The 14,147-nt window shown below is 42.6% G+C and carries 11 protein-coding genes and 1 pseudogene; 4 read left to right on the top strand and 8 right to left on the bottom strand.

The window, feature by feature from the left end; all coding sequences use genetic code 11:
• Window positions 1-22 precede the first annotated feature (22 nt).
• On the bottom strand, window positions 23-655 hold the full coding sequence (locus ACRQ5D_RS13435) for a DUF3887 domain-containing protein (RefSeq protein ID WP_431199800.1): 633 nt from the start codon (window positions 653-655) through the stop codon (window positions 23-25).
• A gap of 330 nt (window positions 656-985) precedes the next feature.
• On the opposite strand from ACRQ5D_RS13435, the gene ACRQ5D_RS13430 reads away from it, so the two are divergent.
• Both ACRQ5D_RS13430 and ACRQ5D_RS13425 read left to right on the top strand, forming a co-directional pair.
• Entirely contained in the window at window positions 986-1,648 is a 663-nt protein-coding gene (locus ACRQ5D_RS13430) for a carboxypeptidase regulatory-like domain-containing protein (RefSeq protein ID WP_431199799.1), read from the top strand.
• Window positions 1,649-1,671: 23 nt separating this feature from the next.
• Window positions 1,672-3,383 (top strand): annotated as a pseudogene (locus ACRQ5D_RS13425) (outer membrane beta-barrel family protein).
• Here the strand turns inward: ACRQ5D_RS13425 and ACRQ5D_RS13420 are convergent.
• The 3 genes from ACRQ5D_RS13420 to ACRQ5D_RS13410 all read right to left on the bottom strand — a co-directional run bounded on the left by ACRQ5D_RS13420 (window position 3,380) and on the right by ACRQ5D_RS13410 (window position 4,981).
• On the bottom strand, window positions 3,380-3,607 hold the full coding sequence (locus ACRQ5D_RS13420) for a KTSC domain-containing protein (RefSeq protein WP_091173819.1): 228 nt from the start codon (window positions 3,605-3,607) through the stop codon (window positions 3,380-3,382). The pseudogene ACRQ5D_RS13425 and the gene ACRQ5D_RS13420 overlap by 4 nt on opposite strands.
• Window positions 3,608-3,650: 43 nt before the next feature.
• Entirely contained in the window at window positions 3,651-4,031 is a 381-nt protein-coding gene (locus ACRQ5D_RS13415; RefSeq protein ID WP_091173822.1) for a DUF1634 domain-containing protein, read from the bottom strand.
• A gap of 113 nt (window positions 4,032-4,144) precedes the next feature.
• Window positions 4,145-4,981, bottom strand: coding sequence for a sulfite exporter TauE/SafE family protein (locus tag ACRQ5D_RS13410; protein WP_091173826.1), 837 nt, complete (start codon window positions 4,979-4,981; stop codon window positions 4,145-4,147).
• A 164-nt stretch (window positions 4,982-5,145) separates the two neighbouring features.
• Between ACRQ5D_RS13410 and ACRQ5D_RS13405 the strand changes: the two genes are divergently transcribed.
• A complete protein-coding gene (locus ACRQ5D_RS13405; RefSeq protein WP_091173830.1) occupies window positions 5,146-6,984 on the top strand; it encodes a UbiD family decarboxylase in 1,839 nt (612 codons plus the stop codon).
• A gap of 494 nt (window positions 6,985-7,478) precedes the next feature.
• Window positions 7,479-8,375, top strand: coding sequence for a 4-hydroxy-tetrahydrodipicolinate synthase (dapA, locus tag ACRQ5D_RS13400; protein ID WP_091173833.1), 897 nt, complete (start codon window positions 7,479-7,481; stop codon window positions 8,373-8,375).
• 215 nt (window positions 8,376-8,590) lie between these two features.
• Here the strand turns inward: dapA and ACRQ5D_RS13395 are convergent, their stop codons facing one another.
• From ACRQ5D_RS13395 to ftsZ, 4 genes are all read right to left on the bottom strand, one after another.
• Complete coding sequence (locus ACRQ5D_RS13395; RefSeq protein ID WP_090529881.1) at window positions 8,591-8,770, bottom strand: histone H1; 180 nt, start codon at window positions 8,768-8,770, stop codon at window positions 8,591-8,593.
• Between the two features lie 314 nt (window positions 8,771-9,084).
• The gene (locus ACRQ5D_RS13390) at window positions 9,085-10,521 is read right to left on the bottom strand and encodes a glycoside hydrolase family 125 protein (protein ID WP_091174094.1); all 1,437 of its coding nucleotides are present in this window, start codon (window positions 10,519-10,521) and stop codon (window positions 9,085-9,087) included.
• A gap of 280 nt (window positions 10,522-10,801) precedes the next feature.
• Entirely contained in the window at window positions 10,802-12,046 is a 1,245-nt protein-coding gene (locus tag ACRQ5D_RS13385; protein WP_090529883.1) for an aminotransferase class I/II-fold pyridoxal phosphate-dependent enzyme, read from the bottom strand.
• A gap of 442 nt (window positions 12,047-12,488) precedes the next feature.
• Entirely contained in the window at window positions 12,489-14,096 is a 1,608-nt protein-coding gene (gene ftsZ / locus ACRQ5D_RS13380) for a cell division protein FtsZ (protein WP_090529886.1), read from the bottom strand.
• Window positions 14,097-14,147: the final 51 nt, after the last annotated feature.

Here is a 14,147-nt window from a genome sequence, read left to right as displayed (position 1 = left end):
CGTTTATCGTAACGAAGTGATGCTATGCCTTTTTTCCCAGTTCATTAGCTATCATTTTATAAACATTGGCGTGAAGCCCCAATTTAGGACTGTTACCGTCCCTGTCGGTAGGGCCAGAGCCTGCAATGATCAATACCAACGGCACCTTTCCGTTAGCATCCTTAGGCATGGCCAATGTTCCGGATATTGAACCCAATAAAGTTTTAACAGTTACAGGCGACTCAACCAAAGAAGGATCGGTAGATATGCTTGTAGCCGCCGCCGTACTTGGCGCAGCAGTTGCAGCCGGCGCTTTGTACGGTGTCAATGACAGGCCTGTAAATTTATTATCGGCATTTAATGATATATTTAATAAAAAAACACTTTTCTGAAATGTAGCTTTATAATGCGCTATCGGGGTTTCATAGCTTTCAAAATCAGCCTGTAACAATGAGCCCAATTGTGTTTTTAACTGCACAGTTGTACTTTTGAAATCGGCTTGTGAAAGTGCCTTCTTCATTTCTGGCCCAAACAAGCTGTACACGCTATCCGGCTGGTTATTGTTATATAGTTGCTTAAACTTATTTAAAGCCACAGCATAGTTGGCCGGTGGCATTTGGGCAAACAATTTCCCTGCAAAACAGGTAATTAATATAAACAGATACAGTTTTTTCATGTTATAATGGTCAATATACAGTGCGATGATGTATTGAGGCCGAAAATAAAGAAAAAATCATGTTGTTTTGTTTATTTATGCCATTGCGCGCGTTTTGGCAAACAATATTTAGTTGTAATAATGTAAACCCTTTTACCCGGCATAATCCATACTAATGTTGCAACATTGTTTGATATTATATCGTTAAAATACCAATACAATACATATAGTTTTATATATATTGTATTATATTGCGATACATTTTATAATTTTTTAAACTATAGCAAACTTCTACATCTACTAATTAATGAGGGTTTTAACAGCAGGCTTTTTTTTGCATTCCTGACAGGAATGTATTGTAATTCGTTTGCTCAAACAAAACCTTCAACAATACAGGGTAAAGTTTTAATCGAAAATAACCAACCGGCCGATGCAGCCACCGCAGTATTGCTTGCTGCTGCCGATTCATCTGTATTAAAATCAAACATGGTAAATAAAAATGGCCAGTTTGAATTTCAGGGACTACAGCCTGATAGCTACCTCGTGCTTATCAGCAAAATAGGTTACGTAAAAGTTTATGCCGGCCCTTATAAAGTTACCGCAGGCCAAAAAATAACAGCCAACGATATTGTTTTAAAACTTTCGGATAACCAGCTAAAAGAAGTTAAGGTAGTTGCCCGAAAGCCATATATTGAGGTAAAACCCGGTAAAATTGTATTAAGTGTACAAAACAGCATCCTGGCCGAAGGAAATTCGGCCTTTGATATCTTGCGGCAATCGCCTGGGGTAAGGGTTAACAGCAACGAAACTTTAAGTATTAACGGCAGACAAGCAGCATTAATAACCATCGACGGTAAACCTACCAACCTTACCGGCGATGATCTTACCAGTTTGCTCCGCAGTATGCAAAGCAGCACTATTGACCAGGTTGAAATGATCAGTAGCCCGTCGGCCAAATACGATGCATCAGGCGGGGGCATCATCAACATCATTTTAAAAAGGGTAAAAACCTAGGCACCAACGGTACGGTTACTGCCATGGCGGGTTATGGAAAGTATTACAAAAGTACAGCAGGCATTGTTTTCAACAACCGCACCAGTAAACTCAATATTTTTGGAAATTACACTTACGATAATAATAAAGGCACACGCACTATTACAACCAACCGTAATATTACTTATAACGAAACCCTGAGTAATTACGATGTTGATTATAACAATATTCAAAAAACCACTAACCACAACTTTAAAATAGGGGCCGATTATACCATCAACCCAAAGCAAACTATAGGCTTTTTAGTAAGCGGAATTATCAGGAGTGATGATTTTACAAAGCACAACGACCTCTACATCAGCAATCAGCATCAGCTCGATTCAGTAATCAGGGCCCGTTCAAACCTCGACAGGGGCAGCAACTATTTAAACTACAATATCAATTATAACGCGGTGTTGGATAAAAGCGGCCGCAGTATCTCGGTAGATGGTAACTATTCAACCTACACCCGCCACTCTAATGAATTTATTACCAATAGCTTTTTTACCCCGGCGGGCAATACTTACCGCGATGATCTTGAGTTGGAAAACCTTTCGCCGTCAGATATTCACATCTGGACATCAAAAGTTGATTTTGTTAACCCATTAAATAAAACCTCACGATTGGAGACAGGCATTAAATATAACAACACCCGCAGCAATAATAATCTCATTTTTGGCCCCAAAATAAACAACATATATGAGGCCGACCCCAATTTCAGCAACAGGTTCCTTTACACCGAAGCAGTGAGCGCGGGGTATATCAATTATGTAAATAAAATAGGTAAGTGGGATATTACCGCAGGTGTACGTGCCGAAAACACTCATGCAACCGGCAAATCATGGGGATTAAATGAGCGGGTACCGATGATAAATACCAATAATTATTTTAACCTCTTTCCGCAGTTACAGATAAGCTATGAGGCCGATAAAAAAACATCATCGGTATTGGTTATAACCGTGGTATTCACAGACCGCTTTATGAAGATATCAATCCATTTTTGTACTATACCGACCTGTATGATTATCGTGCAGGCAACCCTCAGCTAAAGCCGGAATACACCAACACTATACAGATTTCCCATACTTATAATCAAACTTTTTCAACTGAGCTATATTATACGGTTACTAATAATGCTTATGATTTTCCAGTATATCAGCAAAATGATTCGACTAAGGTTAACATAACTCTCCGTAAAAACTTCGGGCAGATCTTTGTTTACGGGGCTTCATTCTATGCGCCTGTGCAATTTACCAGATGGTGGTCGGCCAGTTTTAATCTTGATGCTATTTATGTGCGTTACAAAGCGTACGCGCAAAACGGGGATTTTGACAGGGGTAAGCAGGACATTATTTTTGGCAGCACACAAAATTTCACCATCACCGGTACATTACTTGGTGAAATATCGGGCAGGTATGAAACCCCAACTATTTACGGCATCAATGAATTAAAAGCAAGCTATTCGGTAAACGCGGGTATCAGCAAGCAAATATTGGATAAGCGGGCCACTGTTAAATTAGCACTAAACGATGTATTTAATACCGACAGAGGGCGCAACCATGCCAGCTATCAAAACATTGATCTTTCGGAGGTAAACAAACGCGATACGCGCATTGTAAGGCTCAATTTTACCTATCGTTTTGGCAAAAGCACCATTAAATCGGCTAACAAACGCAATACGGGTAATGATGATGAGCGCCGCCGCACCGGAAATTAATAATGCGCATACCTAACCTTTAATTCAGGGTATTTGCCTTTTATATGGGTAACAAAGAAATGCCCAAGCGAATCGGAGTTAATAAACTTGTTATAGGCAGATAAAGGAAAACCAAAGTACTGCCACACACCGCCATTTTCCCGAAATTCGAGTTCAAGAATGCGGGCCTCAGGGTCATAGCCAACGCTGCTTAAAGCCGATGATTGTACTGTAAGTCGTTGCATTTATTATATATACTATATTAAATACAAAAAAGTTTTTAAAATATCAGCCCGCGTGACCGCTTATCATACTGGTTAAAATGATAAGCAGCACAAGTACAGTAATGGCTGTGTACAGGTAATCTTTTTCCATAACAAAGCCAATAGCCGAAAACACCACCCTGATAACCGGCGTAGCTATCAGCAAAATTATCCCGGCCTGAATAATGGCCCTGCCGCGTAAGGTAAATATCCCCTGTATAATACCACCCGGATTACTCACAAAATCGGGCACACCAACAAATTTGCTATAATCAACGTGGGTTTGTCCATGTCTGTACAGGTAAATAACCCCACCAATAAAAATAACGCTCATTGATACCAGCACTCCCGTGCGCAGTATCCAGCCTATTACGGCTTGCATATCGGTATCTTTGAATTTGTTCATTAGCTCAATTGTTCATTAGTTCATTGGTGGCTTAGTTCAAAAAGCATTCATTAAATCTGTCATTCTATACTTCAGAAAAGACCAATGAACGATTGAACTAATGAACCAGTGAACTATATAGTTCCTGTAATTCCTTTATATATCATTTGCGATGCCAAAAAAGTAACCACCACGGCAAAAACCACGCGTAGCCATCCCGATGAAGAGGTATGTACCAATATTTTTGATCCGCTTAAGGCACCTAATAAAACCCCTATAGCTACCGGCATCGAAAGCCCCGGATCAATGTACCCCCGTTGCAGGTAAACTACTGCACTTGCGGCTGCCGTAACCCCTATCATAAAGTTACTGGTAGTAGTTGATACCTTAAAAGGGATGCGCATAATGCCATCCATCGCCAAAACCTTCAGCGCTCCCGAACCTATGCCCAGCAAGCCTGATATTACGCCTGCAAAAAGCATCATGAAAAATCCACCGCCTACGTTCCTTACCGAATAGGTTACCTCCCCTGTTGGGCCGGGGAAACTGCCGTTTAATTTTAGCTTTTCGGCTAGTACACTTTTTTGCTGATGGATTTGCTGCGATTTTTTCCGTAACGACATTACTGCCGAAAGGATCAGGATCACTCCGAATAAAACTGCTATAAAATTAGTCGGGATATAAACCGCTATCAGTGCGCCAACCATGGCGCCAGCCGTTGTGGCAATCTCCAGAAACATCCCCAGCCTGATATTGGTGATTCCTTCTTTAACGTACGCTGCGGCAGAACCTGATGATGTAGCAATAACCGAGATCAGCGAAGCCCCGATGGCGTATTGAATATCCACCCCAAGTAAAATAGTGAGCAGCGGAATAATAACAACCCCGCCACCCAACCCGGTTAACGAGCCCAGCAAGCCCGCCAAATATGACCCAACAAGTATAATAAGTGTTAGTACTGTTACCGACATAGGGTAATTGATATTTACTGGCTAAAGTAAGGATTTTATCATTAGGTAAGGGAGCCGACAAATCATTGCTTATGTTAATGGTAGTTTTGTAATACAACTATTGAAAATATCCTGATGACAATGAAATGAATCCTCCCAATGAACTAATTTCTTAATTTCGCCCTATGGGTTACTCAAGTTTACAAGCCTGCATTACCGATCTCGAAAAAAATGGTCACTTGGTTCGTATCAAAGAACAGGTTGATCCCTATCTGCAAATGGCTGCAATACATTTACGTGTATTTGAAAATGAGGGGCCCGCTATATTATTTGAGAATGTAAAAGGCAGTAAATTCCCCGCAGTATCTAACCTGTTTGGTACACTCGACAGGTCGAAATTCATATTCAGGGACACGCTCGAAAAGATCAAGGTTCTGGTCGATATTAAAAACGATCCCATAAAGGCTATAAAAAATCCTTTTAAATATGCAGGTGTTGGCTTAACGGCGCTCTCGGCATTGCCTATGAAAAGCGGTGCAGGCGCGCCTATTAAATTTGGCAAATGCAACATCAGCGATATCCCGCAAATTGTAAACTGGCCTATGGATGGTGGCCCGTTTGTTACCATGCCCCAGGTATATACTGAGGATGCCGACAAACCGGGCATTATGAACGCCAACCTGGGCATGTACCGCATCCAGCTTGCCGGTAATGACTATGTACAAAACCAGGAGATTGGTTTACATTACCAGATACACCGGGGTATTGGTGTGCATCAAACCAAAGCCAATGCCAAAGGGCAACCCTTAAAAGTTAGCATTTTTGTAGGCGGACCGCCGGCACATCCGGTAGCTGCCGTAATGCCCCTGCCCGAAGGCTTATCAGAAATGACTTTTGCAGGCGCATTAGGGAACCGTCGCTTCCGATACTTTTATGATGCCGAAGGTTTCTGTATTTCGGCTGATGCTGATTTTGTGATCACTGGCACAGTTATGCCGCACGAAAATAAACCTGAAGGGCCCTTTGGCGATCATTTGGGCTATTACAGTTTGGTACATCCTTTCCCGCTGATGAAAGTACATAACGTTTATCACCGTAAAGATGCTGTATGGTCGTTTACTGTGGTTGGTCGCCCGCCGCAGGAGGATACCAGTTTTGGGGCACTAATCCACGAAATTACCGGTTCGGCTATTCCTAAAGAAATTCCGGGCTTGCATGCAGTTAATGCTGTTGATGCCGCCGGTGTGCATCCACTGCTCTTCGCTACCGGCAGCGAGCGCTATACCCCCTATCTTAAAGAGCGTAAGCCGCAGGAGATAGTTACTATCGCCAATCACATATTGGGCAAAGGCCAGCTAAGTCTTGCTAAATACCTATTCATTGCCGCGCAGGAAGATGACCCAAAACTTAATGTAAACGATATTGGTGGTTTCCTGAAGCATATTCTGCAAAGGATAGATCTTACCCGCGACCTGCATTTTTATACCAATACAACCATCGATACACTTGACTATAGCGGCGAAGGCTTAAACTCGGGTAGTAAATTAGCTGTTACCGTAGCCGGCGAAATCAAGCGTGAACTGTGGGCTGAGCTGCCCGATTGGTTTAGTCTCCCCCGCCCCATCAGCGCTTACAAAATGGCCATGCCTGGTGTGCTCATGGTTGAAGTGCCCAAACATGTAAATCACAAGGACATAGATAATATTATCAGCATTATAGAATACAGCCTGCAGGATGAAGACCTTACCGGCTTGCCCTTAATGGTACTTTGCGATGATGCCGGTTTCGCCGCACAAACCGTCAACAATTTCGTCTGGGTAACCTTTACCCGCAGCAACCCATCGCATGATATTTACGGTGTGGGCAGCTTTACCGAACACAAACACTGGGGTTGTAAAGGCCCACTGATTATTGATGCCAGGATAAAACCCCATCACGCCCCTGTGCTTGAACGGGTACCTGAGGTTGAAAAAACAGTGGACAAATTGGGCGAAAAAGGCGGATCGTTGTTTGGGGTTATTTGAGTCTGAACCGGGATTAAACAGATTCGGGGATTTATAGGATTTCCAATTCTGTTAATTCTTAAATCCTGCAAATTCTTATTCAGACAGCGTTAAGGATTGCAGCGGATACCGGCCATGTGGCTAAGGCCCGCGCAGTATGCGCGGAAAGCCTGGGCCGCAGGCAACGCCATTATTGATTTCGGATCTGGCATGTTCGATTTCGGATTTGAAAATATTATTGTCTTAAAAAGTCACAAGTGAGCCACGCACAATCAAGCGCGCAACACTTGCGCCAAAAGAAGAAAATACATATATCCTCGTTGCCGTGTCCCCACGGCAACTTTTGCCTTAGCCGAGTATTTAAAGAGAGGCTCCAATCTATTCAAATTAGATACTTCAATTACTCAAAATCTAACTTTAAACGCAACCAAGGCACTTTTTCAAAAAATAAACCTCTAATAAACTCTTAATCTACAATCACTAATCACTATATTAGCATCCTTTTAATTTTAATCATGGATATATTTTACGGAACAGGGGTAGCTATGGTAACCCCTTTTCATGCGGATGGTCAAATTGACTACAACGGGTTGAGAAACCTGATTGAACATTTGATTGATGGCGGGGTGGAATACCTGGTGTCGTTAGGTACAACCGGCGAAAGTGCCACATTGAGCGAGGCTGAACGAAAGCAGGTTTGGGCTTTCACAGCCGAAGTGGTAAATAAGCGCGTTGGCCTGGTGGCGGGTATTGGCGGTAATAATACTCATGAAGTTGTTGAGCAGATAAAATCGTTTGATACAGAAGGCTATGATGCTATACTTTCAGCAAGCCCGCATTATAACAAACCTACCCAGGAGGGCATTTATCAGCACTACAGGGCTATAGCACAAAATACTAAACTACCTATAATCCTGTATAACGTACCAAGCCGTACAGGCAGTACCATCAGCGCCGAAACAACTGTACGCCTGGCAAAGGAGTTTAAAAACATAATCGGCATCAAAGAAGCATCGGGCAATTTCGACCTGTTTAACCAGTTGATGCGCGACAAACCCGAGGATTTCCTGTTTATATCAGGCGATGATCCGGTTACTTTGTCCATGATGGCTTTAGGCGGGGTTGGTGCGATATCTGTTATTGGTAATGCTTTGCCGCGTCAATTATCTGACATGGTTAGGCTTTTGCTGAATAATGATTATAAAGGCGCGCACGAAGCACATTTTAACCTGATTGAGTTTACCCGATTAATGTTTGCCGAAGGCAGCCCTGCAGGTGTTAAAACTGCCCTAAAACAATTAGGCATCTGCGGCGATACAGTACGGCTACCATTGGTACAGGTAAGCGAAAAAACTGCAGATGCTATTGCCGTTGAGCTTAAAAAGCTGGCTCCGGTAGCAGTAAAAGCATAAAATACAAGAATCATCTACAAGCGTCATTGCTATGTACGAAGCAATCCCCTATTAGCAGGTATGCCCTGTAAAGTTTGCGATTGCTTCGTACCTAACAATGACGTTTTTTATATTCCCTGGAGGGCTTTTTTAGCCACATGTCGAAGCTTTCCATAAAATAAAAAACCCGGTCAATGGACCGGGTTTTTTATTGGAATAAGATGATAAAAATCTTACTAAGCCTCTTTATTCTTCGCCTCCTGAACTTCAAGGCGGATTGCCTGTGCCAGGTTTTTTAGATCCTGCATACCTTTACGTACACGTGTACCGGCAGCGCTGTTTCCTTTATTGTAGAATTTGTCGGCGTCGGCCTCTAAAGCTGCTACAAGCTCTTTTACTTCAGTAAATTTTTTCATTTAATTACTCCTTTTAAATTTTGAGGTTTATTGTTTTAATTAAAGCTAAGCTAAAATGTTTTTTGTTAATTAAAAACTTTTAAAGCCAAAAAATACGGCCTTGACAATGGTTTTTTTCCACATTTTTACCGTTTTTACTTTATTAGCTTTTGCTTATTTTTCATTAAAAAGTTCAAATCAAACTTATACTTTAAAATAAGTTTGATTAATAATCAAAATACAGAACATAAATTACTATAAATAATATTTACGGCAATCTATACACCCTAAACACAGTATTTAAATACTATTAAGTATTAATATATCCAGCGGGTTTAAAAAGTCTGCTGCAGTATATCAGGATAGTGCTGATGCACTTTTAGTATCAATTCGCCAAATAAAGTGTTAGCCCAGGCAAACCATTTGCGGGTAAAGTCCTTTGCATCGTCTTTATTAAAGGATTCGTGCATGAAACCGGTGCCTGCATGTGTGCTTTTCAGCCATTTGATACACTGTACAATCTCTGCTTTATCGGTTGATGTAATACCGCGCATAATGATTGCCATTGGCCAAATATAACCTATACCCACGTGCGGACCACCAATGCCTTCGGCAGCTGTGCCTTTAAAATAGTAAGGATTACTATCGCTCAACACAAACTTACGGGTGCTTTGGTACAGCGGGTCATCAACTTTTACAGAATCAAGATAAGGCAGGGCCAACAGACTCGGAACGTTCGAGTCATCCATGAAAAGTTGATTTCCATAACCATCAACTTCAAACGGAATAACCTGGCCAAATTGCGGGTGATTACCCACAGCGTATTGCTTAAGCGCTGCCTGAACCTCATTTGCTAATGCTTTGCAGGCATCAGCGGTGGCACTATCATGGCCTATAGTGCTGTACATTTCGGCCATCTGATTTAAGCTTGCTACCGCGAAATAGTTTGACGGGATCAGGAATGGATAAATGGTTGCATCATCCGACGGACGGAAGATGGAGCAGATCAAACCAACTGGTTTAACGGGATTCCCATAGCCTCTATTTGGTGCGGTATCACTTTGTGTTTCGGTTTTGCGCTGGAAAAAGTATGGGCCTTTACCATCCTTACGTTGCTGTTCTTTGAAAGTAGCCAGGATGATCTTACCTGCTTTTTGCCAGCTCTCGTCGAAAAAGCTACTGTCGCCACTTATTTTCCAATAATTGTAAGCCAGCCTTACAGGGTAGCAAAGTGAATCTATTTCCCATTTGCGCTCGTGCAATTCGGGTTTCATGGTAGTGCGATCGCTGTCCCATTCGCTGCCGGTTGGGCCCTCGTTAAAGGCATTTGCATACGGGTCAATGATCACGCACTTAGCCTGGCGGCTCAATACACCCTGGATTAATTTTTTTAATGCCGGGTCATTTTTAATGAGTGGTAGATACGGCCAAACCTGTGCCGATGAATCACGCATCCACATAGCGTTGATATCGCCCGTGATTACGAAGGTATCAGGCTTACCATCTTTTTCAGAATAGTTTACGGTAGTATCTAAAGTGTTTGGATAGCAGTTTTCAAAAAGCCAGGCAACTTCAGGGTCTTTGATGTCGGCCTTAACCTTTTTAATGATGGCTTCAACAGCCTTGCTGGTGAACTTACGGTCGGCCAGTTTTGGGCGCTGGCTTTCAAAGGCAGGAGCCACAGCCGAAGCAAATACAGGAGTTACACCTAAACCGATACCGGCAGCTGCAACGCTGTTAATTTTTATAAAATGTCGTCTGGTTAATTTCATGGTTTTGATATGGTAGGCGTAAAAATAGAAAAGGGTTTTTGTTAAACAAAAAAGCTTGCTAAAATAATTTAGAAACGTTTTATCAAGGATTTTTAAGGGGTGGTAATCTTCAACGTAGAGATGCATCACATACGTCTGCCCAAGGGGCAAAAGCTCCTCCCCATTTATTCACCATAGCGGCATTTCAAACGGGAGATGCATGTGATGCCTCTACATCAAATGCAAAAAAACAAAAAAAGCCCCGGATCTCTCCGAGGCTTCTAAGTATTATCAAATGCGTTTAAGCAATTTCCAGTTTATTCTCTTTGTAATAACCGGCCTTTAATTTTTCACCGATAGCGCTGTACGCATCAAGAGTACGTTGTACATCCTCCAAACTATGAGCCGCTGTTGGGATCAGCCTTAGTACAATTAAGCCTTTAGGGATAACCGGGTACACTACTATTGAGCAAAAGATACCATAATTCTCGCGCAAGTCTCGGGTTAAGGCTGTGGCCTCAAAAAGATCACCCTTTAGAAATACCGGGGTAACCATAGTGTTTGAAGCACCCAGATCAAAGCCACGCTCTTTTAAACCTGCTTGCAAGGTATTTGCAATCAACCATAATTTCTCGCGAAGTTCTGGTTGAGTCTTTAACATTTCAAAGCGTTTTTTCAAACCTAATACCATAGGCATTGGCAACGCCTTGGCAAAAGTTTGCGAACGCATGTTGTAGCGCAGGTAGTGGATAATATCCTGATCGGCAGCTACAAAAGCGCCAATACCCGCCATTGATTTGGCAAAGGTGGCAAAGTACACATCCACCTCGTCCATACAATCCTGCTCTTCATGTGTACCCGCACCGGTTTTACCCATGGTACCAAAACCGTGTGCGTCATCAACCAGTAAACGGAAGTTAAATTTCTTTTTAAGGTCGGCAACTGCTTTAAGTTTGCCTTGCGCACCCGACATACCAAAAACACCTTCGGTAATTAACAGGATACCGCCGCCGGTTTGTTCGGTTAGGCGAGTTGCACGTTCAAGCTGTTTTTCGCAGCTTTCAATATCGTTGTGCTGGTAAACAAAGCGTTTACCCATATGTAAACGTACACCATCAATAATACAGGCGTGCGATTCGGCATCGTAAACAATAACGTCATTCCGGTCAACCAGCGCATCAATTATAGATACCATTCCCTGGTAACCGTAATTTAGCAAAAAGGCCGATTGCTTGCCAACAAAGGCAGCCAGGTTGTTCTCCAGCTCTTCGTGATGAATTGAGTTCCCCGACATCATTCTTGCGCCCATAGGGTAAGCCATACCGTAATCAGCAGCAGCTTGCGCGTCGGCCTGCCTTACTTCGGGATGATTAGCCAAGCCAAGGTAGTTATTCAGGCTCCAAACTAAATGCTCTTTTCCCTTAAACTCCATGTGCGGGCCTATCTCACCTTCCAGCTTAGGAAAAGAAAAATAACCATGCGACCACTTTTGATGCTGACCTATCGGCCCACCCAAGCTTTTTGTTATTTTATCAAATAAATCCAAAATGAATTGTTTTTATAAATTTAGTTGCAAATATAGCCGTTAAAACACCTTTAAACAATAGCTATAACTTTTTAGAATAGCTTATAACCAACGGAAGAGAAACAAGAAACCAAGAGGTAAGAATCAAGAGAAGAAATATTCTTTGGCCTAAATATAAAACGGCTGTCATTTCGACGAACAGAGTGATGGCCTGTGTGATCAGGTGAGGAGAAATCTTATACGCCCTGCAATTACTACATACCACGCGCCACTGCATAGCATACAAGATTTCTCTTTCGCCCCAACGCCCTCTGCCCCCCTTGCTCTATCGAAATGACATTTTTTATTTACTATAATAACAAAAAGGGAGATCAACGCTCAGATTTAATTCTTTTGTTGATCTCCCATTCAATTATTGTGGTTTTTATTCTTTCTTGCCTCTTGACTCTAAAAATCCTGACTCTTAGTCCGCGTTTCCGTGCAGGTATGAATTGTTATTCCTTATCTCTACGTTACCTTCGCTATCCTGCATCAGGGAAAAACGTGAGATCTGGCTTTCGTCAGATGCAGGCGTATCCTGCAATGCTATCTCTTTACGTTTGTAAGCAGGTACATTTTCCAATTCCTGGATATTACCTGTACGCAGTTTCATGCTCAGGTCTTTCAGTCTCATAATGCGCTCGCGCGATTTTTTTAACTGCTCTTCTATCGATTCGTTGGTTTTGTTATCATCAGCCCCAACAGGTTGCGGTGCAGGAGTTGGCTCTGGTTCAGGCTCGGGCATACGTGGCTGTTCCCTTACAGGCTGCTCGTAGCTAACCGGTTCACTCATTTTAAAAGTAAACCCGGCAGTATCTGGCTCGTTATCAACCTCTGGCTCTTCATTCATTAGGCTATGCCTTACAACAGCAGGTTCTTCCTGGCGACTGCCGGCAAACATATCAAACAACCCAGCTTGCTTTGCATCTTCTTTAGGTGCTTTAGCATAAGGCTCGGCAGGAGCATCAACCTTAACTGGTTTAATAAATTCGTTAACCGGCCTTGCCTGCTGAGGCTCTTCAGGAACCAGCATAGAAACTATTTTCTTGTTGCTATTTTCCTTTTCGCGCTCATCTTTGGTTTGGAAACCGGTAGCAATGATAGTTACTGATAATTGCTCGCCCAGGTTTTCGTCGATACAGTTACCCCAGATGAGGTCGGCAGCTAAGCCGGCTTCTTCCTGGATATAATCAGTAATTACGCTGATCTCATCCATGGTAACCTCTTTAAGGCCCGAGCTGATGTTCAGCAAAATATATCTTGCGCCTTCAATTTCATTATCTTTCAACAACGGCGATGCCAACGCGCCTTCAACGGCTTTAAGAGCACGGTTTTCCCCATCGGCGCTAAAGCTGCCCATGATTGATACACCGCTATCCTTCATTACCGTGCGCACATCCTTAAAGTCCACGTTTATATAACCCGGCAAGGTAATGATCTCTGCAATGCCTTTAGCAGCCGTAGTCAATATATTATCAGCCTGTGCAAATGCAGAGCTCATGGTAAGGTTACCAAAGATCTGACGAAGCCTGTCGTTCGAGATCACCAGGAACGAATCGACATACTTGCGCAGTTCTTCCAAACCTGCATCGGCCTGCATTTTACGGCGTTTACCTTCAAAAGAGAAAGGTGTGGTTATGATACCCACCGTTAATATATCCATTTCGCGCGCAGCCTTGGCAATGATAGGGCTTGCGCCTGTACCTGTGCCACCGCCCATACCAGCTGTGATAAACAGCATTTTGGTATTAACGCCCAACATTTGTTTAATATCGTCGATATTTTCAATAGCCGAATTTTTACCAACTTCGGGTATTGAGCCTGCACCCATGCCCTCGGTTAAACTGGCACCCAATTGCACCTTGTTAGGTATAGGGCTCAGCTCCAATGCCTGGGCATCAGTGTTGCATATTATAAAATCAACACCGGTAATTCCTTGCCTGTACATATGGTTTACCGCGTTACCACCACCACCGCCAACACCAATTACCTTGATGATTGACGATTTTTCTTTTAACATTTCAAAATGCATAATCTTCGTTTTCAGCTATATGTAATTCAACCCAACATTAGATTTTACCAT

Origin of the sequence: Mucilaginibacter sp. P25 (assembly GCF_050859465.1) — a bacterium.
In the GTDB taxonomy this organism is placed as follows: Bacteria; Bacteroidota; Bacteroidia; order Sphingobacteriales; family Sphingobacteriaceae; genus Mucilaginibacter; species Mucilaginibacter gossypii.
This window is presented reverse-complemented; position numbering and strand designations above follow the sequence as displayed.

Excerpts from the sequence above, each read along its gene's own strand:
- ACRQ5D_RS13395 (WP_090529881.1), bottom strand. The coding sequence starts at position 8,770 with ATGAAAAAATTTACTGAAGTAAAAGAGCTTGTAGCAGCTTTAGAGGCC.
- ACRQ5D_RS13420 (WP_091173819.1), bottom strand. The coding sequence starts at position 3,607 with ATGCAACGACTTACAGTACAATCATCGGCTTTAAGCAGCGTTGGCTAT.
- ACRQ5D_RS13430 (WP_431199799.1), top strand. The coding sequence starts at position 986 with ATGTATTGTAATTCGTTTGCTCAAACAAAACCTTCAACAATACAGGGT.
- ACRQ5D_RS13435 (WP_431199800.1), bottom strand. The coding sequence starts at position 655 with ATGAAAAAACTGTATCTGTTTATATTAATTACCTGTTTTGCAGGGAAA.
- dapA (WP_091173833.1), top strand. The coding sequence starts at position 7,479 with ATGGATATATTTTACGGAACAGGGGTAGCTATGGTAACCCCTTTTCAT.
- ACRQ5D_RS13410 (WP_091173826.1), bottom strand. The coding sequence starts at position 4,981 with ATGTCGGTAACAGTACTAACACTTATTATACTTGTTGGGTCATATTTG.
- ACRQ5D_RS13415 (WP_091173822.1), bottom strand. The coding sequence starts at position 4,031 with ATGAACAAATTCAAAGATACCGATATGCAAGCCGTAATAGGCTGGATA.
- ACRQ5D_RS13405 (WP_091173830.1), top strand. The coding sequence starts at position 5,146 with ATGGGTTACTCAAGTTTACAAGCCTGCATTACCGATCTCGAAAAAAAT.
- ftsZ (WP_090529886.1), bottom strand. The coding sequence starts at position 14,096 with ATGCATTTTGAAATGTTAAAAGAAAAATCGTCAATCATCAAGGTAATT.
- ACRQ5D_RS13390 (WP_091174094.1), bottom strand. The coding sequence starts at position 10,521 with ATGAAATTAACCAGACGACATTTTATAAAAATTAACAGCGTTGCAGCT.